Below are 24,063 nucleotides of genomic sequence, written 5' to 3' on the forward strand. Positions count from 1 at the left end.
ACAGCTGAATGCCTGTTGGTGCCGAGAAACCAGGTGCAATGGCCGAGCAGAACAACACCAAGCCGGTGAATGGCCGCGTGGACGCCATCGACCAGGGCCGCGTCTTCGGCTGGGCCTTCGACCCCGCCGAGCCGCACAGGCGGGTGGCGATCCGCGTGATGCTGGACGGCAAGACGATAGCCGAGGCGGCTGCCGACCGCGATCGTCCCGACCTGCGGCGCAACGGCATCGGCGATGGCAAGCACGCCTTTGAGATCGCGCTGCCGCAGCCAGCGGCCTCGCGCGCTTCCGATCTCGTCGTGGTGGCGGTGAACGGGCCGGACAATGAGCAGGCGCTGCGCGTCCCCCTCCCCAACGAGCAGGCCGCTGAAGCCCTGATCGCCGCGCCACTCACCAAGGTCCTCGACAAGCTGGACGTTCTGATGGCGGCGCAGCGGCAGCTGCAGATCTCCCAGCGCTCCGTCATGCGCACGCAGCAGATCGACGACACCGGCGAGACCGAGACGGTCGGGCTCATCGACATCAGTACCGCCGTGGCCGGCCTCCGCATCGAGATCACGCAGCGGCTGAGCGATCTCGACGTGCATCTGATGCGGCTCGACGGCGTGGTGGCGGGGATGGAAAAGACCCTGAGCGGTCTGCAGAAGCGCTCCAACGGGGAGTTGAAGCCGTTGCTGCTGTTGCTTTTCGTCCTGGTGGGTTTTGCGGCGGGTGCTGCCATGACGCTCCTTGCCGGGATGTGACATGCTGGCCGTGGAAAATGGACATCCCCCATCCCTGACCGCCGCGCCCCGGCGTACCGGCAGGATCCCCAGGGCCGGAAGGGTAACCGGTTGCCCGATCGGCGGTTCCACCCTGCTCGTGATCGGCACGGGCGGCCCGATGCCAAGCGCGGCACCGGCAACACTCAATGATGATCCCGCCGAGATCTCGTCTGCCGCCGTCGTCAGCTGGCGATTGGGGACGCCGTCGCCGACCGCCACGCACGGCTTCGCGGCCCTTCTGCCCACGAACAGCGCCGATAGCGCCTTCGCGACCGTGCAGTTCGAGCTGGAAGGCGCGCCCAAGCGCTACGTCTTCACGCCTCGAACGGTCTCGGTGAACGAAGCTGCCGCGCTGCTGGCCGAGCTTTGCGGCAGCCGGCTGGCCGCCACCATCGACGCCCTGGCGGATTTGCTCATCGCGGCTCCGTCCGACCCTCACAGGCTGTCGGCCATCGTCACCCTGGTCAAGGCGGCGCATGGGAGCAACGGCTTCATCGAGTTGCTTGGCGCAGGCCAGGACGGGGAGATCTTCCTGCAGGGCTGGGCCTCCGACGTCATGCCCGGCATGGCCCAGGCGGTGGTCGACGGCAACAGGCCCTCGGTCGCGGATAGCGCAATTGCCGTCTACGCAAGGCAGGACCTTCCCCAGGGAGCCTCGGCCTTCGCCGGACTTCTCAATGCGGACGGCGCGATCAGTCCTGGCGGCATCGAGGGCCTCGTCTGGCGCGGCCGCCACGGCTGGCGTCATGTGGCCGTCCACGAGCGCAAGCTGATTGCCGGACTGCTGGAAACACCTGGCCACGTCCGCTCGGTGCTGCTGCGGGCAAACAGCACCCCGCAAGCCCTGCTGCGTCTGCGCGCGGCGGCAAACAGCTTCGACGGCACCGAGACGGTGTCGAGCCTGCCGCTTCCGGTCCGCATGGGTGTAGACGGCGTATTCCAGGTCGACGGCGCGGGATTTCTTGTCTCCGGCTGGCTGCTTGACCCCGACGGTCATGTCCAAAGCGTGAAGTTGCGCCGTCACAACGGGGAAGCACGGTTCGACGATAGCTGGAGCCGGCTCGACCGGACCGATGTGACCGATGCCTTCGCAGACCACCCCGCCTTCTCGCGCGCATTCGGCCACGGCGGCCACAGGCATGGCTTCGTCGCCCATGCGCGGCTACCGGACGGCGATCCGTCTTCGGCCCTCTACCTGGAACTTACATTGCGCGACACCCGCCGCGCCTTCATGCCGCTCTCGCCCTTGCGGACCTCGGCCCGCCTTGCGGCGGTGCGCCAGTTGCGTGCCATCGATCCGTCCGATTGGGCTCTGCCGGAGGTCATGGACCGCCAGATTGTCCCACTTCTCTGCACCTCGCAAAGGGTGTCGCCAACGGTCGAAGCCGTTGTCGATCCGGGTCCGTTCCAGGCGGCTGCCGGCCCGCCGATCGTCATCAGCGTCGGCGAAAACGACGAGGACGGCATCGCCCCCCTTCTTGGCTTGCTGGCGATCGACCCCGAAACGAAGCACGCTCCGATAGCCCTTGTGGTCCCCTCGGAACGCTTTCATCGGCAGGTGGACCGCATAAGGAAGCTCGCCGCGTTCTACGAGCTCTCGCTCAGGCTGGTCTCGGCCGGAGAGGCGAGCGATGCCTATGACCTTCTCGAGGCCGGGGCGCGGGCACTGCCTTCGGACACGGTAGTCCTGCTTTCAGCATCGTTGGTGCCGCACAAGCCCGGCTGGTATCGCAAGCTCGTCGACACCCAGGCAGCGCTCAAGAATAGCATCGTCTCCCCTACCCTCGCCTATGAGGACTATTCTGTTCGTTGGGCGGGGACCTGGCCCGCGCTTCGCTACGAAGGCTACCCCATCAGCGCGGTGACCGGGTTCGAGTTGACGGCCGTTGCTGCCGCATCGCTCGAATGCTGCGTGATGCCGCGCGAGGCGCTTCTCGAGGCCGGCGGCTTCGCAGGGGGATATCTCGGCTCTCGCGAAAAGGGATTGGACCTTGGCCTTCGCCTCAGCCGCGGCGGCGTTGCCTCCTACTGGCTGCCATCCGTGCAGATGCTTGGTTCCGACGAGACGTCGAGCACGGGCACATCGGCGATGGGCGCTCTCGTGGAGAGCATCGATCGCAAGATCCTCGATGCCCGCGGCACGGCTGAGCTTGCCGGCAAGGAAAACCGATCGGAGGGGCCTCGCACATGACCGAGCAGCTTCGGGTCCTCATCGTCTCGCACGGGCATCCGGCGCTCGCGCTGGGTGGTGCCGAAATCGCGTCCCACAGCCTCCACCAGGGCCTGAATTCACTGCCCGATGTGGAATCGGTCTATCTGGCCCGCGTCGGCCAACCCTTTCCGCGGCATGGCGCTTCGGCACTCATGAGCCTTCGTCCAACCGAGGACGAACTGCTGTTCCACGCCGACGACTACAACCACTTCTTCCTCTCGAACGGCGATACCGAGGCTCTCCAGCGCGACCTGGTGCGCTTCGTCCGCGATGCGCGGCCTCATGTCGTCCACTTCCATCATGTGCTGGGCCTGGGGATGGAAGCGCTTTATGCGGTGCGCGAGGCCCTGCCGCGGTCGGTCGTCCTGGTGACGTTCCATGAATACCTGTCGATCTGCCACAACCATGGCCAGATGGTGAAACGGCCGACCGGCCAGCTCTGCAGGGAGGCATCCCCTGTCGCCTGCCACGGATGTTTTCCCGAAATACCCGTGTCGCAGTTCCTGAAGCGCGAGCGGTTTGCGCGCGGAATGCTCGAGCTTGCCGACGCCTTCGTTTCCCCGAGCAGGTTTCTGGCCGAACGTTATGCGCGATGGGGGATCGAGGCGGACAAGCTGTCGGTCATCGAGAACGGGATCGCACTGGGGGACGTCGCGCCCGCACGCGAGGTTTCGTCCCAAAACCCCCGCCGGAACCGCTTCGCCTATTTCGGACAATTGACGCCGTTCAAGGGCGTCGACGTGCTGATCGACGCGGTCTCGCGGGTGCCCGAGGACATCTGGGGCGACGACGCCTGCCTGATGATCTTCGGCGGCAATCTCGAGCGCCAGCCGCCCGACTTCCAGGAACGCCTGAAGAAGCTCATCGACGACGCGGGCCGCCGCGTGCGCTTCTACGGCGCTTACCAGAACGCCGACATGCCGCGCCTGATCCGCTCGGTGGATTGGGTCGTGATGCCGTCCACCTGGTGGGAAAACTCGCCGCTGGTGATCCAGGAAGCGCTGCACCACCGCAGGCCCATCATCTGCTCGGACATCGGCGGCATGGCCGAAAAGGTACGGGACCGCAAGGACGGGCTGCATTTCCGCGCAGGCAGCGCGCAGGATCTTGCCGACCGCATGGCCGCGGTGTTGGGCGATCCCCGGGCCTGGGAGCGGCTGCGGGCCTCCATGAGGCAACCGACGAGCCACATCGATTGCGCCCGCGAACATGTAGAGCTCTACCGTCGGCTGCTGCGTCAGGATCATGGCGGGGCCGCGGCCCGCCGGACCGCACTCCTTCCAAAGGCGGGTTAGACAGCCATGGCACGCGTCCTCGTGATGATACCCTCGGGCGAAGTATACGGGCGCGACAATGTCCGCTGGTACCAGCACTACGACATTCAAGGCAGCATCAACAGCTATCACAATATCGGGGATGCGTTCGTCTTCGATTCTTCGCTGAAGCTTCTGAGCTACGACAAGCTCGGAGTTCTCGAGATCTCGGAGTTCAAACCCGACCTCGTCGATCGGCTACGCGACGAGTATGACTATGTTTTCCTGCGTGGATCCAACTACATCCACAACTCGATGGACTGGGAGCAGGCCGTTCCGATCCTGAAGCGGCTTGGCCTGCCCATCATCGGCTTCGGCATCGGCGCCCAGGCACCGTCGAAGGGCAGAATCCGGCTCTCGGAACAAACGCAGGAGCTGCTCCATCTCATAGCTGACTCAACCACGTCCATCGGGGTGCGCGGCTCCTACACGGCTCAGGTGCTGCAGGACATCGGTATTCGCAACACCCGCATCATCGGTTGCCCGACGGCCTTTCGCAGCAACGCCCCCGACTTGCGCATCAAGCTCCCCCCGCTGGATAGCGTCCGGAAGGTCGGCGTTACCATCCGCCGCGAGGTCTCTCCCGACTACGCCAAGGACATAGAGCGATACCTGACCTTCCACCGCGACCTCGTGAAAACCATGGCCCGCCGCTTTGATGCGGTGCTGATGGCACAAGGGGAAGTCGAGGAAAAGAAGCTCGTGCTGGGAACCGACGCGCAGCGGGATGATGCAATGGATGCCTTGAGGGCGCATCCATGGGCCGCCTCCTGGTATCTCGACGAGGAGATGGTGCGGCTCTATTGCGAACGGCTGTTCTATTCCGATGTCGTTGCCGACTACGAAGAGCTCGTGCGCTCGCTGGACCTGGTCCTGGGCTATCGCCTGCACGGCAACCTCATGGCGCTCGCTAACGGGGTGCCGTCAATCTATTTCACTTACGACAGCAGAACGGTCGAGTTTGCGGAAACATTCCAGATTCCAAGCTTCGACGTCTTCAGCAGCAAAGAGTTTCGGTTGGACGAATACTGGGATCAGTCCCTGTTCGATAAGCATAACCGTTCCTGGCGCCACATCTATGGCGAGATGCACCAGTTCCTCACCGAAAACGGCGTCGCTCACAGGATGATCGACACCGGCAACACCCAAGGCACTTCAATCCGCAAATTCGCATGAACCGGAGGGCTACCCCCATGCACCAGAAGATTCGCAAGGCCATCATTCCCGCCGCCGGTTTCGGAACGCGCATGCTTCCGGCGACCAAGAGCATCCCGAAGGAACTTCTGACGATCGTCGACCGGCCCGTGCTGGACTACATCGTCGCAGAGGCCTTCGCCTCGGGGATTGAACATGTGATCATCGTCACCGGGCGCATGAAGGGCGCGATCGAGGACCATTTCGACCACGCCTTTGAACTCGATGTGTGCCTGCGCAATGCCGGGAAGCAGCGTTTGGCCGACCGGATCGAGCAGGACACGCCAGGCGCCGGGGCGATTTCCTTCGTGCGCCAGCAGCAGGCACGGGGTCTCGGCCACGCGGTATGGACGGCCCGGCACATCGTCGGCAACGAGCCCTTCGCAGTGCTTTTGCCCGACATGCTCATGATTTCCGACAGGCCATGCCTGAAGTCCATGGTCAATCTCCATAGTTGCCATGGCGGCAACGTGATCGCAGTAGAGCGATGCGCGCCCGAAGACACCCACAAGTTCGGCATCGTCTCGCTCAAGCCGACGGCCAATGGCCCGGTTGTAAACGGTCTTGTCGAGAAACCTGCCCCCGGCACGGCCCCCAGCAATCTCTTCATTTCCGGGCGCTACATCCTGCAGCCCGAAATCTTCGACATACTTGAGAGGCAGGCGCCGGGAGCGGGCGGCGAAATCCAGCTCACCGACGCCATGATCGCGTTGATTGAAAACCAGGAGATCCGGCCCTTCGAGTTCTGTGGCCGCACCTTCGATTGCGGTTCGCCAGCCGGCTTCGTGTCTGCCAACCTGCATATGGCGACCGCGCGCGCCGACCTTGCCCCTTACATCGGGATCGAGATGGAAGCGCTTTCGTCTGCGCGGCGCGCCGTCGCGTAAGAGTGATACCAGTGGCCCATGACCTTTTGGCCATGGACCACTGGACAAGCCGGCGAGGTAGTCGTCGAGGCCGATTAGGGACCGTGACCCGCCGTAGGTTCTTGAGCGCCTGCTCCAGCCTGTATCTGATCCAGTTCCGCCGAGGCGCTGTCCATCGCGCCATTGAACGCGGCAACCATGGTATCGACGTCCTCTACTGAATGGCCGGCCATGACCTGGAATCGGAACCGGGATTGTCCCAATGGGACGGCCGGAAATTCCACCAGATTGGCGAGCCCTGCGAATATCGAGAGATATTTCGAGGCCAGCCGTCCCAGGGCTTCGCCGCCGACGCGAACCGGCACGATGGGGGAAGGCTCCCCCAGCACTTCGCGCCCCGAACGCGCCATGGCCTCGCGCAAATAAATCACATTGTCGCGCAACCTGTGCCGCAACTCTTTCCCTTCGTCCGCCCGGATGATCGAAAGCGCCTCCAGAACCGTGGCGGCCTGGACTGGCGACAGAGCATTCGAGAATGTGTGCGGCGCGCTGTAATATCTCAGATATTCGGCGGCGGCCCGCGTCTTGACGGCCACAAAGCCGCCGTTGGAGGCGAAGGTTTTGGAGAAGCTGCCGATGATGATGTCGATCTCGTCGAGCATACCCTGCTGGCCGATGTGGCCAAGACCATCCTCGCCCATGCAGCCGAAGTCATGAGCGCAGTCGACCAGCAGACTGGCCCCGTAAGCATCACAGACACTTCGAAGCGCCCCGAGGTCAGGGGTGTCGGAGTGCATCGAGAAGAGGCTTTCCGTCACGACGAGAATGCCGTTCTTCGTGTCTGTCGCACGAATGTTTGCCAGCCTGCGCGCCACCGCATCGGTGTCGAGATGCCGGAAGTAATGCACATTTTGGGTTGCCGCCGCCGCTCCCGCCTGTAGGCAGGAATGCGCCAGTATGTCCATCACGACGTGGTCATCGGAACGGACAAAGCCCTGAATGGCGCCATATCCGGCGGCCCAGCCGGTCGGATAAAGCACGACCTCGCGGCCCCCGAGGAATTCCGAAAAAGTCGCCGACAACTGCAGCGAATAGGTAGTGTTGCCGAGAAGGGCGGCCGAACCGGCGCTGTGAACGCCATATTTTTCGATCGCCTCCATTGCCGCGGCCTTGATCCTTGGATGAGAGGCCAGGCTCAGATAGTCCTGCGAGGCGAAATTGACGCCTGAACTGGCTTCTCCGGCGTCGGACCTGATCTCCGATCGCGGCCGGGGTGCGGAAGACGTCGAACGGGCATAGGGCCACAAGCCATGCTCACGGCGAAGATCCTGCCAGCTGAAGAAGCTGTCGGCACGCGACATGAGGCCGCCATTCTTCAAGGTGCGATAGTCCTTCAGACTCCCGGACAGTGCAGCCTTGGGTATTGCTTTCATTGACAGCGGGTCTCTCTTGGTCGGTATGAGGCTCGCGGGCCGAGCGCCTTGGCCATTCCTAGAATCTGAAATCTATTCGCGCCTTGAGGAGATCGATCTGACCATCGATCAGCGTGCCGTCGAACCGCTTGAACTGCATGTGATCCCAGTTCACTCCGACGGCGACATTCTCGCTCAGGCGGTAGTCGGCACCGGCGCCTGCCACCCAGCCCCAATCCTTCAGTCCGATATTGGTGGTGATATAGGTGGCCCCGGCATGACCGGTGAGCAGCAGGCGGTCGAAGGTGAAGCCGGCGCGGGCCTTCGCCGAGACGGCGTCTTCGACGTCGATCGGAAAACCCTCAAAATTGATACCAAGCCGCATGTATTCGGCTTCGCCTCCCACTACGAAGGCACCGAATTGGTGGAGATAGCCGGCGTGCGCGCCAAAGACGACGTCATCTCCCGATGAACGGAGCGGCGGAGCAAAAGAGCGATCGACATCCCGCAGCCAGCCATAACCGCCCGAAATGCCAAAATAAGGAGCACTCCAGTCGACCGCCGCTCGCCCGTCCAGGTCAGCCGCCTGGCCAGCGCTGCTCGACAGCAAAAAAATGAAAAAGCCGAGAACCCGCGCGCTCATCAGTGCCCCTTGTCGAATCCACACAGCGAGATCGCACTAAGCAGCTTTTCATACCGCCTTCAAGCGACATGGAAATGAATAACTAACTTTTCATTAAGTAATTAATATGACTTACCCTTCACAGCCAAAAGTCGCTAAAAAATCATTACTATACGAAAACAACCCATACTTTCTGTGGAAAAAATAATTGCTACAAAAGTAAACATGTATATCGAGGCAATATATCCATCAGCTTGATTGGCACGCAATGAAAATGGATTGCACCGACCGATCCTACGAGACTTTTTCACTGAATAGCGTCTGCCAGAAACCGCTCTCAGACAGGCCCTTCTAGGCGCATGATCGGCGCAGGCAAAGTAAGCTGGACTTGGCACCTTCTCGACGACGGCTCGCTTGACGAATGTGGCTTGGTTGTGAGGCCGGTGTTTCTGTCCTGATCTCTCATTGCATTTTGGCGGATGTCACGTTGTTGGAGACGAAACGGACCTGAAGGAAGCGTTCTGCCGTGACTCGTATTTGATGATGTAGCACAAACCGTCCGGCCGACTCAGTTCCTGGGCATACGGTCGTGCCGCCGACAAGGTGGACATTGCTGACAACCGCGCCCTCGGCATTGGGTGTTACCATCGCTCGCGGGAGCTCCACCCGGACAAATCAGGAGAAAACAGGTTCTTCCTCACTTTGTGTGGTTCATTCGCCGTTAGCGAGGTTGTCGCTATGGGCGGGCATGCGAACGAAATCGAAATGGTCGCCCGGCCCAGGGGTCAAGATACTGGGTGTCGCGCTCACTGTTGACGACGGTTGGGTTGTTTCCGCAGCCGGATCCACGATCGGTATTTGCCCCGATTGTGGACGGCGGAGCCGAAGTCGGCATGGCTGGTCCAGCCGCAGCCTCCAGGATCTGCCCGTCCAGGGCAAGCCCGTGATGGTGAAGCTCCTGCTGAGCCGCTGGCGATGTTCGCATCAGGCATGCGCGCGACAAACGTTTACCGACCGCATGCCGACGGTTGCTGAGCCTTATGCGCGCCGGACGACAAGGGTCGTGGAGATTGTCGGATTGCTCGGCCACAGCGCTGGTGGCCGTCCTGGCGAGCGCTTGATGCAACGGCTCGGCATCCCGGTCAGCGACGACACCATTCTGCGGCAGCTGAAACGGGATGCCGCGGTTGCTCACCGCAGCAATTCCGAGGTTCGGGTGATTGGCATCGATGACTGGAGTTGGCGACGGGCGACAAGCTATGGGACCATCATGATTGATCTAGAGCGTCGCTCGGTTGTCGACATACTGGACGACCGCAGCGTCGAGAGCGCGGCCAAGTGGCTGCGGAACCATCCTTCCGTCGAGATCGTCAGCCGGGACCGCTGCGGCCTGTACGCTCAGGCCGTCCGTGAAGGAGCACCGCAGGCCCGGCAGGTAGCCGATCGTTTTCATCTGATCCAGAACCTTCGCTCGGCAATCGAAGAACAGATGAGCCTTTCTGGACGTGCCACAGGCAGGGCCATCCTGTCGGAGGACGCAATTGTTGACGCTGCCACACATCGCCGGCGCGCCCGTCTCGCGCATCGGCAATCTCGTCAGGAGATATTCGAAATGCTCCACGCCTTGCGCCACGAAGGGCTTTCGTACAGCGAGATCGCCCGTCGGACCGGATATGAACGTCGCAGCGTAGCGAATTGGCTCAAGTTCAAGGCTCCGCCAGACAGGCGGCGAGCAGCACTGAACCCCACATCGCCATGGTATTTTGAACCCTTCCTTGCCCAATGCTGGAAGGATGGGAACCGCTGCGGACGGCATCTGTTTCATGACGTCAAGCAGCGCGGCTACACCGGCAGCTTCGCCAATCTTGAGCGCCTGCTGGGAGCCTGGAGGCGGGCCGAAAGGGAGCAGGCTAGTGATGTGTCGCCAGTCGCGTTGAAGTTGGAGCCAGTTCGAGATCCGGACACCGGTCATGCGATCTCGCCGGTGGTTGCCGCGGCGCTGTGCATCAAACCGCAAAGCCTTCTGACAGACCTGCAGGCAAGGAAGGTCGAGGCTCTGAAGCAGGGATCTGAGGCGTTCGCCGAGATGCGACGCCTGGCGATGCGCTTCAACGGCATCCTTCGTGGCAAGAGATCGGCACCACTGGATACATGGATCGACGATGCGATCGACTCCGATCTCATTCCGCTCATGCGGTTCGCCCGCGTCCTGCGCAGAGACATCGATGCCGTCAACAACGCCATCGAGCTGCCCTGGAGCAACGGACAGGCCGAAGGCCAGATCAACCGCCTCAAGACGCTCAAGCGCGCAATGTACGGTCGGGCAGGCCCTGAACTGCTGAGAGCACGCATGCTGCCACCGCGCCACACAAAGTGAGGAAGAACCCAATTAAGTGCCAAGCGACATGGTCGAAAGAGTCTCTGTCTTCAGCGCGAAGCCGCGCGATGACTGCTGACGCTTGCTTGCGGAGACAAAAATTCCCACGCTGGTTACGCAGAACGATTCAATCGAACAAGCGCAGTTCAGTCCGTTTTTTCATTTCGTTGGCTCGTCTCGCATCGCCTTATTATTCAATCATTGCTATAGTGAAGAGTTTCAACTGTTTCCGCATTGTAGTCTGCCTTGCTTGCCGAACATTGCGAGAAGGAGGGGTTTTGACCGCAAATTGGGGGGAAGTGGAAATGCACAGTTGGTCAGATCTTGTACAAAGCGCGCGTAGCGCCGTCATTCCTGCACCGGGCCTTCAGGCCGCCACACTCGCACAACGGATTCTGGAGTCCGGTCGCGGCTCTTCTGCTCTGGCCCAGCAACACGCGAACTTTGGCGGACTGTAATGGCGCGAGGAGATGAAGGGGTACGCAACTCCTGTGACCTATGGCGCTCATGATGGCGTCGATACCTATTGCGAATTCGAGAATGTGCAGGCATTCAGCCAGCCGTGTGCGCCCTAGCCGAGCACGGACGTTGTCCTGTTTCAGATGCCGCCAATGCAGAGGTATTTCATTTCAAGGTAGTCCTCGAGCCCGTGGCGAGAGCCCTCCCGCCCGATGCCGGACTGCTTCATCCCTCCGAAAGGCGCGGCCTCCGAGGACATGCGTCCCGTGTTGATGCCGACCATGCCGTATTCCAAGGCCTCAGCCACACGCCAGACGCGCTTCAGGTTGGAGGCATAAAAATAGGCGGCGAGGCCGTAGATCGTGTCGTTTGCAGCACGCACCACCTGCTCTGCGTCCTGGAAGGGGATGATCGGGGCCAAGGGCCCGAATGTCTCCTCCTGCGCCACTTTCATGTCGCTGGAGATCGCAGTGAGGACCGTTGGCTGGAAAAACGTGCCGTTTGTGCCGATCCGGTTTCCGCCGCATTGGATAGCGCCGCCTCTTTCCACGGCATCGGCAATGTGGAATTCGATCTTGGCCAGAGCACGCTTGTCGATCAGCGGCCCGATCGCGACGCGGGGAGCGAAGCCGTCGCCAACCGAAAGCTGACGGACCTTTTCGACGAACTTGTCGACGAATTCGTCATGGACGCCCGATTGGACATAGAGGCGGTTGGCCGAAACGCAGGTCTGGCCGGCATTGCGGAACTTCGCCTGGATCGCGCCATCTACGGCGGCATCGACATCGGCATCGTCGAAGACGATGAAAGGTGCATTGCCGCCCAACTCGAGGCTGACCTTCTTGATCTGGTCCGAGCACTGGCGCATGAGCAGCCGCCCGACCTCGGTCGACCCGGTGAAACTGATCTTGCGCACCTTGGGGTTGGTGCAGAGTTCACGCCCCACCGCCGCACCTTCGGAGGCGTAGACCAGGTTCACGACCCCGTCGGGGAAACCAGCCTCCGCGGCCAGCGCGAACATGGCCCCGGCAACCAGCGGCGTCTGTTCGGCGGGCTTCAGCACGATCGTGCACCCCGCCGCCAGCGCCGGAGAGATCTTGCGCGCCACCATCGAAGCGGGAAAATTCCATGGCGTGATCGTGCCGACAACGCCGATCGGCTGCTTGATCACCATCATGCGGCGGTCCGTCGACGGTGCCGAAATCGTCTCGCCATAGATGCGGTTGGCTTCCTCGGCATACCATTGTAGATACGCCGCCGCGTGCGACACCTCCGACCTGGCCTCGACAAGCGGCTTGCCCATCTCCGCGGTGAGGATCGCGGCGAGATCGTCGGTGTGGGTGACGATCAGCTGATGCCAGCGCCACAGCGTGTCGCTGCGCTCCCGGGCCGTCAGCGCGGCCCATTCGGCCTGCGCGACATAGGCCTTGTCGATCGCCGCACGCGTCTCTTCGACACCCATGTCGGGGAGTTCTGCCAGCAATTCACCCGTGGATGGATTTATGACCTCGAATGTTCGTCCGCTGATATGCGTGGCAAGTGCCGGCACGCGGTCGATGGAGCAAAACAGGTCAGGGTTTTCCAGGTGGCGGGTCAGCGGTAGACAGAGAGGCAATACCGATTTTCTCCTGAGACTATGCTTTGTCATCGTAGCGCTGGCATGTAGCCCACATATGCGACCTGCGCATAGGGCCTGCGAGCGTTAGCCCGCAGAACCACCGCGCCCGGCCGGGTCGGCTGTCGCCTCCAGAATGCTTCGAAGGATTCTGGTGGCGACAGCTCGGGGCCGCAGCCCCGGACGCGTCGCTGCCGTCAGGCTGCTGCCTGTTCGGGATCGCGTGTAAACCAGCAACCGACGAGTGGACCGAGATCCGACACTCGCAATCCGTCGTTCGCTTCCCAGTCATCGAGCGGCACTTCATACGCCGGGTAACGGCCGAGCGGCTTCGACGCCGGCTGGCACGGCATACTGTCGAACCGGGACTTTCCGACGCGTTCCCGCCGTAACGGCGACCCGAACGCGGCATCGATCGCTGCCCGTGCCACGTGTCGTCCGTGCCGAGGCCATGAATGGACCCGGACATATTTGAGACACGTTGCCAGGACGTGGTCGTAGTCGGCTGAAAGCGCCTCGCGCATGATCCGGTTGATGTCCTCGCGCCCGACCCCGCTGTCGCGCCCCCCTTGGTCAGGACCGCCGCCACGATCGTTATCGGATTATTATCTATGCCGATCAGTCTGACGCTGACCTTTGGATAGATGGAGGTTCCGCTCATGCCGGCCTCCTTTCGATCCATAGTACGGATAATGGGTGCTCTCGCGCGGCGTCGGTAACGGCGAACGCGTCGGCGGGGGTCGGGAAGTCACGGAAATAGGCATCCACTTCGGCGTCGTGGCCGCGCCGGTCCCATCCAGGCTGGGAAGCTTCCTCGGCCTGCATCTTTGCCACGATGTCGATTGCGTCGGAGATTTCGACCGTCGCAGTGCCCGGCATGTTGCGCGTTCGTCCTGCAGAATAATCAAAACCCCATGCACCTGCCCGGGGCCGCGGGAGGGCAAGCGCGTGATCCGGCCGACCCACGGCTTCCAGAGGATGAAAACCGCCTCCGCGACGATCAAAGGCTTTGAGGTCATGCGCATGATCCGTCGCGGCCGCTGCGTCCTGGAAGGGCCCGGCGTGACAGGCGAAATCTGTCTTGTGAACCAGCTCTTCGGTCTTGCGGCCTGAGCGATCCGGTCGAATAGGTCCCTTATGCCCTTTCCGCGTTAACGCAACGAAGCTATGATTGTTACAGTGTTTTACTGTCACCTTAGGAGCGGGCAGTTAAACTGCTCGAAGGATCAATATGCCCCACACCAATCTGGAGGGGTCGGGCATCAAGGCGGGTTACAGCGTGGTGTTGGAACGCAATATGGACGATGTGCAACCGGAGCAGGAAAAGCCGGAAAAGCTTGCAGAAACCGCCTATCGTCGCTTGTTGGAGGATATTCTCTCCTGTGCGCTGCCCGGCGGGACAGTGATCCAGGAGCGCAAACTGGCGCAATCGCTGAACATCTCACGCAGTCCAATGCGCGATGCGCTCAACCGGCTGGAAGGCGAAGGCATGTTGGTGCGCCTGACCGACAGGCTCATGGCCGTTCGGGTCATCACGCTTGAGGATTACCTTCACAGTCTTGATGTGCGTGCTCTCATCGAGCCAAAGGCAGCGGAATCGGCCACCAACGAAATTCCAGATACGGTGTTGGATGAGATCGAGGCCTTGCTGAAAGAGGTCGAGCAGACAGAAACACCGACGGTCAACCAGCATTGGGAATTTGACGATCTTCTTCACGGTGCGGTGGCTGAATATTGCGGCAACCCGTTTCTAACCAAGAGCATCAACGAGATGCGCCGGTATACCAAGATCTTCGAGCGCCAGACGGTCCCAGCGCGTACGCAGAACGGTTCGTCCGATCACCGGAAACTGCTGGAAGCGCTCCGTCAACGCAATGGAGAACGTGCTGCGGCCGCCATGGCGCAGCACGTTCGCAATGTTCGCAAACGCACCCTGTCGGGATACTGAGCCCGTCTGTCAGAGGAGGCTCTGCCGCTGGTTGTAGCGACGTCTCTGCAGAACCTTGCCGCGGTTCTCACCGGCAACCAGCTTACCCTCTTCGACGATGATCCTGCCACCGGACATGGTCATCACCGGCCAGCCGAGCACATCGAAACCTTCCCATGGCGTATAGTCAGCGCCATGGTGCAGAATTTCCTGGCGGATGGTTTCGCGCCGGTTGGGATCCCAGAAGGTGAGGTCGGCATCAAAGCCGGGCGCAATCGATCCCTTCTGCGGATAAAGGCCATAGATCTTGGCGTGAGCCGTAGAGGTCAGCGATACAAACTGGTTGATGGAAATGCGACCTTTGGAGACACCTTCCGAAAACAGGATCGGCAGACGTGTCTCAACGCCGGGAATGCCGTTCGGCACCCAGCGGAATGAGGTGCGGGCCTTCGGGTTGAGCTTTCCGGCGCAATCCTGATAGCGGTAGGGGCAATGGTCTGACGAGAACGTGTTGAAGACGCCGGTGCGCAAGCCTTCCCAGATCGCCTCGTGGGCAGTGGTATCGCGAGGGGGCGGCGAGCAGACATATTTTGCGCCGCCCATGTCATCGCCGACGGCCTCTCGCAGGTCATCCTCAGTCAGTGTGATATATTGCGGGCAGGTTTCGGCAAGGATGTTCAGGCCCTTGCTTTGAGCCCAGCGGATCTGCTCCATAGGTTCACGTCCTGAAACGTGAACGATCATGATCGGCACATCGATGATTTCAGCATGGCTGATGGCACGGTGCGTTGCTTCTCGCTCCACCGCCTGCGGGCGCGACCGCGAATGGTAGAAGGGGGCCGTCTTGCCTTCGCTTTCCAGCTTGGCCGCCAGGAAGCGGATGGAATCGTAGCCCTCGGCATGCACCATCACCAGCGCCTGCTCGCGACGCGCCAGATCGAACACATCGAGCAACTGGCGATCATTGAGAACCAGATCGTCATAGGTCATGAAGACCTTGAACGATGTGTATCCTTCCTCGATCAGGGCAGGCAGCTCGTCCTGCATGACTTCGGGGGAGGGGTCCGACAGGATGAAGTGGAACGCCGTATCGATATAGCAATTCCCTTCTGCCTTCTTGTGATAGTCGCGCAGGGCCTCGCGCACCGAGCCCCCGCGTTCCTGCAAGGCGAAGGGAAGAATGCACGTATTGCCGCCCGCAGCAGCGGCAGCAGTGGCTGAGGCAAAGTCGTCAGCCATTTCAATGCCGGGGCCGGAAGGCTGGCTGATATGCACATGGCTGTCGATGCCGCCCGGCAAGACGAGAAGACTGCTGGCATCGATCACCTTCTCCGCATCGGCGATATGGTCGCCGATGGCCATGATCTTGCCGTCCTTGATGCCAATGTCAGCCCCGTACGTATCCGATGCGGTGACGATCGTTCCGCCGCGGATTGCCACATCAAAATCAGGCATCAGATCCTCCCTGTTGTTACTGCGCGTTCCAGTTGGCAATCGCCAGTGCAGTAATCGCAATAAAGCGCGTCACATCGGCAATATCCACCCATTCATCGGTCCGGCCGGTCTGGGTAAGGTCACCGCAAAGTGGGCCGAAAGCCAGCGTCGGAATACCCTTTTGCACCATCGGATTGCGGATATCGGATGAGGTGTGCATCGCATTGATGAAGGGCGTAACCTGCGCGATTTCCTTGATGGCGCCGGATACGGTGGTCCAGAGCCTTGAGCTTTCACCAGCCTCGGCACCGCTCACACCCGCCAGCCACACCACTTTGGGCGGGTTGTCCTTGAGGAACGCGTCCTGTGCTGCCGCCTCGGCCACCACGCGCTCAATGGAAGCCTTCAGATCATCGAGCTTTTCGAAGGGTGGAAATGAGATGGCCGCTCCAACGCTGCACAGCTCAGGCATGCGCGAAAGCAGGTTCTGCTCTCCTGACCGGATATAGCTTACCATCAGATTGGTGGAGCGGCCGACAGCCTTCTGCGGAAGGGGATGCTGGACCGTTTCTCCGCGTTCGGCATCGAAGGCCTTCAGCGCATCGATAATAGCAACCGCTTTCTCAATCGGGTTCTGCCCCAAATGGGCATATCCAGTCTGGTGCGGCTCGGTTGTGTCCGGTTCGGCACCTGGAATATCAATGCGGAATTCCAGCTGGCCCGATGAATAGGCTTTGACTTCCGCCAGACCTGCGCCGGATTCTGCCGGATGCAGGTAAATGGCGGCATCGGCGCGGTAACCCCGGTGAAGCAGATCGGAAATGCCGCGCGCGTGACGCTTGCTCGGCGTGCTGGCCAGAACGATGTTGCCCGAAATCTGATGTCCTTCGCGGATAAGCAGTTTCAGGCTCAGCACCATGGCGGCAAGACCGGCCAGATCGTCGGCAACGCCCCAGCCGTAAAACCGGCCGTCCTCGACAATGCCTTCGAATGGCGGCTTTACCCACCCGCGGGCTGTGTCCGTCGGCTCATTATCGGGATGGGCAAATATCAGAAGATCCGATCCGCCTGCCGCGCCCTTATAGGTGGCAACGATGCTTTGTCTTTCATGCGGGTCGATATTGCTCACACCTGCAAACTCCTCGACCATCGGAACGGCGGTCGGGTCATAGGTGACACGGTCCACCGTACATCCAAGCTTAAGGAACTCCTGTTCAATGACCGCTTGGATGGCCTCTTCGCCCGACTCGCTTGCCTTAACCAGCGAACGCAAAAGCGCTACTGTTTCCCCCCCAGAGTCCCGTGCTGCAGCCAGCAGCTTATCGGCAAGTGTCGTCATTTGATGTGATCCTAGTGGTTCAAGAGTTTGCTGAGGAACTGGTCGGCGCGAGCGCTGCGCTGATTGCCGAAGAACTCTTCAGTCGGACGGTTGTCGACGATTTCGCCCTTGTCGATGAAGATCACCCGGTCTGCGACGCGGCGGGCAAAGCCCATTTCGTGTGTCACGCACATCATGGTCATGCCTTCACGCGCAAGGCTGGTCATGACGTCGAGCACTTCGGAAACCATTTCCGGATCGAGTGCCGAGGTGGGCTCGTCGAACAGCATGGCGATCGGGTCCATGCACAGCGCCCGGGCGATAGCAACGCGCTGCTGCTGTCCGCCGGAAAGCTGCAACGGGTATTTTTCAGCATGCTCGCTAAGGCCGACACGGTCGAGCAGTTCCTTGGCCTTTTTCGTCGCTGCGCTCTCGTCGCGGTCCAGAACCTTCACCTGCGCGATTGTCAGGTTACGCAGGATCGACAGATGCGGAAACAGCTCGAAATTCTGGAACACCATGCCCACTTTCGAGCGCAGCTTTGGCAGGTCCGTGCTTTCAGCACCAACGGAAATGCCGTCGATGATGATCGAGCCCTGCTGGAACTCTTCCAGAGCATTCACGCACTTGATCAGCGTTGACTTGCCGGATCCCGATGGACCGCAAACAACGACAACCTCGCCTTTTGCAACTTGCGCGTTACAATCCTTGAGAACCTGGAAGCTTCCATACCACTTGCTCACATTTTCAAGTGTGATCATCGCAACTTCTCTCCTCAGGCTCGAAATCGATGAATAGTAAAAGGGTTGATATCCCGGTCAGTCTCGCCATGCCGGATGAGATCAGCAGTGATCCTGCCGACGAGAGGGGCGAGTGTGTAGCCGTTGGATGTCACCGCATTATAGAACCCCGGCACACGCGGGTCTTCGCCAAGCAGCGGCGCACCATCAATGTTGATGTTCATGGCCGCCCATGAGCGAATGATGTTAAGTTTTCGCAAGGCCGGAACCACGTGTTGCGCGACCCACAGATTGCCTTCAAGGCTGCTGCGTAGCGGGCGGGGATGATTGTGGACGGGATCGAGCCCCGCAGTCCAGCCGCCACCGATCAGGAAATTGCCATTGGCCGCCTGCTTCAGTGTCAGATGCCTGTCAGCATGGGCCACCAGCATCGAGATCATTGGCGCGGCTGCTTCGGTAACGATCATCTGCAAGGGCGCACCAAATACCGGAACGTCGATGTCGAGCATCTTGCCGATCTGCGATGCAAAGCCGCCCGCGGCGTTGACCACTCTGCCAGCCCTGATCGTGCCACGGCTGGTCACAACCTCGAAGAAACCGTCATGCTTGCGGATGGCACTCACATTGGTTTCGGCAAAAATGCGTGCTCCCGAAGCCAGCGCGCCATCCATGACCGCCTGGGTGGCCAGCAAGGGATTAATCTTCCCTTCCTGCGGGCAATAGGCGGCGCCGACAAATCGTTCATCAAGCGCTGGTTCCAGATGACGAAGATCCTGCGCTGAAATCACCTGCGCATCGATGCCGAGACTGCGTTCAAGCGCGGTCTTTTCCTCAAGGAAGCGCAAATCCCGTTCGGTTTCCGCGACCATGACGCCGCCAGTTATCTTGATCTCGCAATCCTTGCCGAGCTCGGCCTCAAGCTCTTGCCATAGCTCGATGGAGGCGATCTGAAGCGGCAGGGTTTTTGCGGCCAGCGATCCGCCGCCTTCCGCTTTGCTGCCATGGTCGAAGGACAGCAATTGCGCATGCAGGCTGCCCGCATTGCCGCCGGACGCGCGTGCATTCGGGAAACCACGGTCAAGCACGAGCACTTCGACACCGCTGCGCGCGAGGAACAGGGCCGTGGAGAGGCCGACAACGCCTGCGCCAATCACCACCACGTCAGCCGTTTTCATATCGTTGGGCGTATGGTGAGCGGTATCGCCTGCCGGCGGTAGAAGCGCTCGCTTGTGCCCGCCCCATTCCGGCTTTTCGACAGCCAGCGCCGCCAACGGCATGGGACGCAACGGCATTTGCGGCGTCGGGAAATCCTGTTCGCCCGCACTCACGCCTATCAGCTTGCCAAGCTGCGGCATGCAGTAACGCCCCTGGCAACGGCCCATTCCCGCACGTGTCAGACGCTTCAGCGTGGCAAGGTCGCACACACCTTCGGCATCAATGGTAGCCTTCAGCTGTTTCAGTGTTATGGCTTCGCATCGGCAGACCAGGGCATTTTCATCGAGCGCGTCGACTTCGCGGGGTTCGGCGGAGAAGATGCACCAGAGTGCCTTCTGGAACGCGCGATTACGTTGCAACCGGCGCCTTACGGCTGCGTTCTCGCTTGCCTTCAGTCCGAGCCTGCGCGCTGCCTCGCTGCCGGCAAGCTCGCCCTGCGCCATGGCAATATGCGCACCGCCAAATCCGCCGGCCTCACCAATCACGAACACATCCGAGAGCGATGTCGCGCCATTGTCATCGCGCACCACCTCCAGACGGGCTGCACCATCTGTGCGCAAAGTGTGAGCACAGCCAAGCAGTCGCGGCAGTTCATTCGATGGTGAGAAGCCTTCCGTCACGGCCACCGTATCAACGGCAAATTCCCGGCGGGTTCCCTTGCTGTCGGTGACGATGGCGCGTTCCGCACGTCCGTCACCCTGCACTTCGGCAATCTCATGCGCCCAATAGACCCGGGTATTCAGAGACTTCAGCGCTGAAAGCTGTTTCATGCCCTCAAATGCCAGCACCGGATCGGCCTGAAATAGGCTGAGGCCCGCCAGAGGGCGCGTCCATGGTGCGGGCGCACTCTCAACGACGCCCACAACATCGGCACCAGCCTTGGCAAGCTCGATCGCCACTTGAAAATTCAGCGGGCCATTGCCGCCCACCAGGATCTTACTGCCCGCTGTCACGCCATAGCTACGCACCAGCGTCTGGCAGGCGCCCGTCGTCATCACGCCGGGCAGGGTCCAGCCCGGGAAGAGGGCCGGCTGCTCATAGGCACCGGTAGCTATAATCAGGATCCGGGGCTTGTAATAAAGAGCCACGCCCTTTTCGACTGAGCCGATGATCAGGCGCTCATCCTCACGAAACGCGCCCCAGACCAGCGTTTCCTGCCGAATTTCGACCTTGGCCGCATGGGCATCGGCGATCAGCTGCTTGCCATCCAGGCTTTGCGCATCGGCACCGCCTTGGGGAACAGCCTGCATATGGGCGGGTTGCTTGTAGAACTGACCGCCGGAAGCAGGTCGCTCGTCAACAACGGTGACCTTGGCTCCCGCCCTTGCAAGCTCGATGGCTGCCTTCAGACCGGCTGGTCCCGCACCGACAACCAGCACGTCAACCGCGTGTTCGGTAATCGGTCCTTCAGGGATCGGATGCAGCGCCGGGTCATGTGAATTCACCGGCTCCAATTCGCGGCGGGATGGATGGGCCTCCACCACCATACCGTCCTGAACCTTGGTCATGCAGGAACGCACGGCGGACTTGCCATCGACCACCACCAGGCAGTCGTGGCAAATTCCCATGCCGCAATAGAGGCCCCGGCGTTCACCATTTCTGGCCTGGCCCTGAACCATGAGGCCATAAGCAATCAGGGATGCAGCGATCGTGTCGCCCGGTCGAGCGACAAACGCTTCACCATTGAAAGAGAAACCAATCTCTTGAGTCTCTGGAGCAGGATTGACCGAGCCCATGCGTACCGATCCATTCGAAGGGTGCGACCTGTCAGGACAATCCGTTGACGCGTTTTACAAATTCCAGATGGATAGCAGCGCTTTCGACGAGTTCCTCTCCGCTGACAAATTCATTGTCCGCGTGGCCCTCATAGGCGCCACCAGGCCCGAAATTGACGATATCGACACTGTCATCGGCGAACCAGCGGCCATCGCTAGCACCCACTGCAGTGGCAAATGCCGCATCCTTGCCCTTCACTTCGCGGACTGCTTCCATCAATGCCGACACCATCTTGCTATCGGATGGTGACGCGAAGCCATTCGTTCCGCAAAGGAGCTCAGTGCGCCAGCTGTCACGCAGTTCGCCGGACTGCTCAAGTGCCGCGATGATTTCCTCGTGAGCACCGGTTACGGTCTCACGCGGCAGAAGGCGGCGATCGATCTCCACCCAGCAGCGGCTTGGCACGACGTTTGTGTTCGAACCGCCGTTGATCTTGCCGATATTGTAGGTGGATACCGCACCATCTTCCTCACGGCTTTCAATGACCGGGAAAACAGTCGTCTGCAGATGGTTGAGCAGACGCAACATGCGGGCAATCGCATTGTCGCCGGTTTCGGGCGCACCCGCATGGGCGGCCTTGCCGAAAGTTTCGATGCCGACCCACATCACGCCACGTTCCGAAGTGATGAGCGAGTTGGCAGTCGGCGCCCCGAAGCACAGCATGTCAGGTTTGACGATGCCCGCCTTGCGCAAATAGGCCATGCCTCGTTCGCCCAGGCTTTCTTCATCGGTGACGAAGGTGAAGGTAACGGTTCCCTGCTTTGGTCCGCCGGCCTCGGCGATCTGTTCGGCCAGCCAGATGTGAACTGCGGCCGAGCCTTTGCAGTTTGATGCGCCAAGCCCGTAATAGCGGTCATCGACCTGGGTCAGCTTCAACGGGTCTGTTTTCCACTTGGTCGCGTCGCCCACATCAACGGTATCGATGTGAGCGTTGAACACCAGATGCGGCGAGCCTTCGCCCATGGAGGCAACGACATTGACCAGCCCGGGCTCTTCTGCATGAAGACCGACACGAAACCCGATGCGCTCGAAGGTTTCCTTCAAATAGGAAGCAAGCTCTGTGGTCTCCCCGGGCGGATAAGCACTGGGTATGGCCACGATATCGCTCAGAACGTCGATGATACGGTTTTTCAATTCAGTCACAGCTTGAACCTCAGAGCACAAACTTCATGCCGTGCTTCTCTCCGATCTGACGCATCTTTGCATCGTCTTCGGGAGAAAGCGGCAGACGGGGAGGACGGGGCTTTCCTGCCTGGAAGCCCATGTGTGTGAGCAGAGCCTTGGTGCCAGCGACATACTTTTGGCCGCCGACTGCGCGGATCAGGTCGACCCACTCCAGATACAGTTTGCGGGCTTCGAACACCTTGCCTTCGTCTGCAACGAGCTCGAAGATGCGCGACATTTCACGCGGCGCGCAGTTTGAAGCAACCGCGACCCAACCTTCAGCACCCTCAACGAAGGATTCAAAGCCCATGATGCCGCCGAACACAGTCATGTTGTCGCCGGCAAGCTCAAGGATATCACGGATACGCGTGACATCCATCGTCGATTCCTTGATGTAGTCGCAGCCATCGATGCTTGCGATGCGGGCAACGATATCCGGAGTCAGGTCGACATTGGCCGTTGCCGGATTGTTGTAGACCATGATCGGGATACCGATGCCTTCCGCGACGGTCTTGTAATGGTGATAGAGCTCGTCATGCGTCGGGGTGCAATAGAATGGCGGAATGATCATCACGCCATCGGCACCCATGGCCTCGGCCTCACGGCTCAGGCGAAGAGCTTCACGGGTATCTTCCGCACCTGTGCCGATCAGAACCGGCACACGTCCGGAAGCAGTCTTGATCACGGTCTCGGCGACGGAATCCCGCTCTTCCTGGCTGAGAGAGAGGAACTCGCCCGTGGATCCCAAGGGGATCAGGCCGTGGATACCCTGCTGGATCTGCCATTCGGTCAGGTCTGCCATTGCCTTCAGATCGACATTGCCGCTGTCGTCATAGGGCGTGATCATTACAGTGAACGTACCGCGAATTTTTTTAACCATAGCCTACCGTTAGCGGAGCGCACCCGCCGCCTCTTCAAGGGATTAATGTTTGGAAACTAACGTTTCTCGCCAGAAGTCCTGACCTGCTGATACGCCTGGCCGAAGTGCCGCTCGATCCGACGCTGAACGAATTCCCACACGGTCGTCATGATCAGATAGTAGATCGCAGCAACCGCAAACAGCTCCAGCACCATGAAGCGCTCCTGGATCAGCACCTGCGTGCGCCGCAACAGTTCTTCCATCGAGATGACAGATGTCACCGAAGTCGTCTTCAGCAGACCGTTCACGGAGTTGCCGAGAGGTGGCACGATGATGCGTAGCGCCTGCGGAAGCACGATGTAGCGCATGATCTGCGGCTCGCGCATTCCAAGAGCGCGCGCAGCACGGACCTGCCCTTCGGAAACTGCGGAGATGCCGCTGCGAACAATCTCAGCAAGGTAGGCGGCTTCGTTGAGCGTCAGCCCAATAAGGGCTGACTCAACGACGCTCAGCTTGATGCCGAGCTGCGGCAAGCCGGTGTAGATGACAATCAACTGCACCAGCAATGGCGTGCCACGAAACAGCCAGATGTAGGCAGAAGCGGGAGCCGAGAGCAGCTTGCTCTTAGACAATTTCATCAAGGCAAGAACGAAGCCCAGGACAAGGCCCGCAGTGATCGCAACCGCGGTCAACCACAGGGTTGTAAGGGCACCATTCAAGATGAAAGGATTGGTCAGATAATCGAAGAAACCGGACCAGTTCCAGATCTGCATACCAGACTCCCGCGTGGCGCTTT

At 60.6% G+C, this 24,063-nt stretch carries 18 protein-coding genes; 7 read left to right on the top strand and 11 right to left on the bottom strand.

Annotated features, from left to right (window positions below; genetic code table 11):
• The first annotated feature begins 8 nt into the window (after positions 1 to 8).
• The 5 genes from AC3A4H_RS14135 to AC3A4H_RS14155 are packed head-to-tail and all read left to right on the top strand — an operon-like array spanning position 9 to position 6,370.
• Entirely contained in the window at positions 9 to 743 is a 735-nt protein-coding gene (locus tag AC3A4H_RS14135) for a hypothetical protein (RefSeq protein ID WP_487767233.1), read from the top strand.
• A 1-nt stretch (position 744) separates the two neighbouring features.
• On the top strand, positions 745 to 2,955 hold the full coding sequence (locus AC3A4H_RS14140) for a hypothetical protein (protein WP_487767234.1): 2,211 nt from the start codon (positions 745 to 747) through the stop codon (positions 2,953 to 2,955).
• The gene (locus AC3A4H_RS14145) at positions 2,952 to 4,271 is read left to right on the top strand and encodes a glycosyltransferase family 4 protein (RefSeq protein ID WP_487767235.1); all 1,320 of its coding nucleotides are present in this window, start codon (positions 2,952 to 2,954) and stop codon (positions 4,269 to 4,271) included. Before AC3A4H_RS14140 ends, AC3A4H_RS14145 begins: the two co-directional genes overlap by 4 nt.
• A 6-nt stretch (positions 4,272 to 4,277) precedes the next feature.
• On the top strand, positions 4,278 to 5,465 hold the full coding sequence (locus AC3A4H_RS14150; protein WP_487767236.1) for a polysaccharide pyruvyl transferase family protein: 1,188 nt from the start codon (positions 4,278 to 4,280) through the stop codon (positions 5,463 to 5,465).
• 17 nt (positions 5,466 to 5,482) lie between these two features.
• Positions 5,483 to 6,370: a UTP--glucose-1-phosphate uridylyltransferase gene (locus AC3A4H_RS14155; protein ID WP_487767237.1), complete on the top strand. Its 888-nt coding sequence runs from the start codon at positions 5,483 to 5,485 to the stop codon at positions 6,368 to 6,370.
• 74 nt (positions 6,371 to 6,444) lie between these two features.
• Here the strand turns inward: AC3A4H_RS14155 and AC3A4H_RS14160 are convergent, their stop codons facing one another.
• Together AC3A4H_RS14160 and AC3A4H_RS14165 are read right to left on the bottom strand one after the other, a co-directional pair.
• Entirely contained in the window at positions 6,445 to 7,782 is a 1,338-nt protein-coding gene (locus AC3A4H_RS14160) for an aminotransferase class I/II-fold pyridoxal phosphate-dependent enzyme (protein ID WP_487767238.1), read from the bottom strand.
• Between the two features lie 58 nt (positions 7,783 to 7,840).
• Positions 7,841 to 8,404, bottom strand: a complete 564-nt coding sequence (locus AC3A4H_RS14165; protein WP_487767239.1) for an outer membrane protein — start codon at positions 8,402 to 8,404, stop codon at positions 7,841 to 7,843.
• Between the two features lie 727 nt (positions 8,405 to 9,131).
• Here AC3A4H_RS14165 and AC3A4H_RS14170 point away from each other — a divergent pair.
• Complete coding sequence (locus tag AC3A4H_RS14170; RefSeq protein ID WP_487767240.1) at positions 9,132 to 10,760, top strand: ISL3 family transposase; 1,629 nt, start codon at positions 9,132 to 9,134, stop codon at positions 10,758 to 10,760.
• Between the two features lie 598 nt (positions 10,761 to 11,358).
• Here AC3A4H_RS14170 and AC3A4H_RS14175 read toward each other — a convergent pair.
• Entirely contained in the window at positions 11,359 to 12,867 is a 1,509-nt protein-coding gene (locus AC3A4H_RS14175; protein WP_487767241.1) for an NAD-dependent succinate-semialdehyde dehydrogenase, read from the bottom strand.
• A gap of 624 nt (positions 12,868 to 13,491) precedes the next feature.
• Positions 13,492 to 13,713 carry a hypothetical protein gene (locus AC3A4H_RS14180; protein ID WP_487767242.1) on the bottom strand — a complete coding sequence of 74 codons (222 nt, stop codon included), beginning with the start codon at positions 13,711 to 13,713 and terminating at the stop codon, positions 13,492 to 13,494.
• A 352-nt stretch (positions 13,714 to 14,065) separates the two neighbouring features.
• Between AC3A4H_RS14180 and AC3A4H_RS14185 the strand changes: the two genes are divergently transcribed.
• The gene (locus tag AC3A4H_RS14185; protein WP_487767243.1) at positions 14,066 to 14,782 is read left to right on the top strand and encodes a GntR family transcriptional regulator; all 717 of its coding nucleotides are present in this window, start codon (positions 14,066 to 14,068) and stop codon (positions 14,780 to 14,782) included.
• Positions 14,783 to 14,791: 9 nt separating this feature from the next.
• Here AC3A4H_RS14185 and hydA read toward each other — a convergent pair whose 3' ends face one another.
• The 7 genes from hydA to AC3A4H_RS14220 are packed head-to-tail and all read right to left on the bottom strand — an operon-like array spanning position 14,792 to position 24,040.
• The gene (gene hydA, locus AC3A4H_RS14190) at positions 14,792 to 16,216 is read right to left on the bottom strand and encodes a dihydropyrimidinase (RefSeq protein WP_487767244.1); all 1,425 of its coding nucleotides are present in this window, start codon (positions 16,214 to 16,216) and stop codon (positions 14,792 to 14,794) included.
• Between the two features lie 16 nt (positions 16,217 to 16,232).
• Positions 16,233 to 17,534, bottom strand: a complete 1,302-nt coding sequence (locus tag AC3A4H_RS14195; protein WP_487767245.1) for a M20/M25/M40 family metallo-hydrolase — start codon at positions 17,532 to 17,534, stop codon at positions 16,233 to 16,235.
• Positions 17,535 to 17,545: 11 nt separating this feature from the next.
• Positions 17,546 to 18,274: an amino acid ABC transporter ATP-binding protein gene (locus tag AC3A4H_RS14200; RefSeq protein ID WP_487767246.1), complete on the bottom strand. Its 729-nt coding sequence runs from the start codon at positions 18,272 to 18,274 to the stop codon at positions 17,546 to 17,548.
• Between the two features lie 14 nt (positions 18,275 to 18,288).
• A complete protein-coding gene (locus tag AC3A4H_RS14205) occupies positions 18,289 to 21,204 on the bottom strand; it encodes an FAD-dependent oxidoreductase (protein WP_487767247.1) in 2,916 nt (971 codons plus the stop codon).
• A gap of 31 nt (positions 21,205 to 21,235) precedes the next feature.
• Positions 21,236 to 22,387 carry a M20 family metallopeptidase gene (locus AC3A4H_RS14210; protein WP_487767248.1) on the bottom strand — a complete coding sequence of 384 codons (1,152 nt, stop codon included), beginning with the start codon at positions 22,385 to 22,387 and terminating at the stop codon, positions 21,236 to 21,238.
• Between the two features lie 10 nt (positions 22,388 to 22,397).
• Positions 22,398 to 23,288 (bottom strand): 4-hydroxy-tetrahydrodipicolinate synthase, encoded by an 891-nt coding sequence (gene dapA, locus AC3A4H_RS14215; RefSeq protein ID WP_487767249.1) that lies wholly within the window; start codon positions 23,286 to 23,288, stop codon positions 22,398 to 22,400.
• A 56-nt stretch (positions 23,289 to 23,344) separates the two neighbouring features.
• Positions 23,345 to 24,040: an amino acid ABC transporter permease gene (locus AC3A4H_RS14220; protein ID WP_487767250.1), complete on the bottom strand. Its 696-nt coding sequence runs from the start codon at positions 24,038 to 24,040 to the stop codon at positions 23,345 to 23,347.
• Positions 24,041 to 24,063 lie beyond the last annotated feature (23 nt).

Source organism: Pseudaminobacter sp. Soil_N_29 (assembly GCF_057656055.1).

Coding starts and splice junctions, on each gene's coding strand:
- AC3A4H_RS14155 (WP_487767237.1), top strand. CDS start 5,483: ATGCACCAGAAGATTCGCAAGGCCATCATTCCCGCCGCCGGTTTCGGA.
- AC3A4H_RS14160 (WP_487767238.1), bottom strand. CDS start 7,782: ATGAAAGCAATACCCAAGGCTGCACTGTCCGGGAGTCTGAAGGACTAT.
- AC3A4H_RS14185 (WP_487767243.1), top strand. CDS start 14,066: ATGCCCCACACCAATCTGGAGGGGTCGGGCATCAAGGCGGGTTACAGC.
- AC3A4H_RS14180 (WP_487767242.1), bottom strand. CDS start 13,713: ATGCCGGGCACTGCGACGGTCGAAATCTCCGACGCAATCGACATCGTG.
- AC3A4H_RS14170 (WP_487767240.1), top strand. CDS start 9,132: ATGCGAACGAAATCGAAATGGTCGCCCGGCCCAGGGGTCAAGATACTG.
- AC3A4H_RS14205 (WP_487767247.1), bottom strand. CDS start 21,204: ATGGGCTCGGTCAATCCTGCTCCAGAGACTCAAGAGATTGGTTTCTCT.
- AC3A4H_RS14140 (WP_487767234.1), top strand. CDS start 745: ATGCTGGCCGTGGAAAATGGACATCCCCCATCCCTGACCGCCGCGCCC.
- AC3A4H_RS14200 (WP_487767246.1), bottom strand. CDS start 18,274: ATGATCACACTTGAAAATGTGAGCAAGTGGTATGGAAGCTTCCAGGTT.
- AC3A4H_RS14175 (WP_487767241.1), bottom strand. CDS start 12,867: ATGACAAAGCATAGTCTCAGGAGAAAATCGGTATTGCCTCTCTGTCTA.
- dapA (WP_487767249.1), bottom strand. CDS start 23,288: ATGGTTAAAAAAATTCGCGGTACGTTCACTGTAATGATCACGCCCTAT.
- AC3A4H_RS14165 (WP_487767239.1), bottom strand. CDS start 8,404: ATGAGCGCGCGGGTTCTCGGCTTTTTCATTTTTTTGCTGTCGAGCAGC.
- AC3A4H_RS14220 (WP_487767250.1), bottom strand. CDS start 24,040: ATGCAGATCTGGAACTGGTCCGGTTTCTTCGATTATCTGACCAATCCT.
- AC3A4H_RS14145 (WP_487767235.1), top strand. CDS start 2,952: ATGACCGAGCAGCTTCGGGTCCTCATCGTCTCGCACGGGCATCCGGCG.
- AC3A4H_RS14195 (WP_487767245.1), bottom strand. CDS start 17,534: ATGACGACACTTGCCGATAAGCTGCTGGCTGCAGCACGGGACTCTGGG.
- AC3A4H_RS14135 (WP_487767233.1), top strand. CDS start 9: ATGCCTGTTGGTGCCGAGAAACCAGGTGCAATGGCCGAGCAGAACAAC.
- AC3A4H_RS14150 (WP_487767236.1), top strand. CDS start 4,278: ATGGCACGCGTCCTCGTGATGATACCCTCGGGCGAAGTATACGGGCGC.
- hydA (WP_487767244.1), bottom strand. CDS start 16,216: ATGCCTGATTTTGATGTGGCAATCCGCGGCGGAACGATCGTCACCGCA.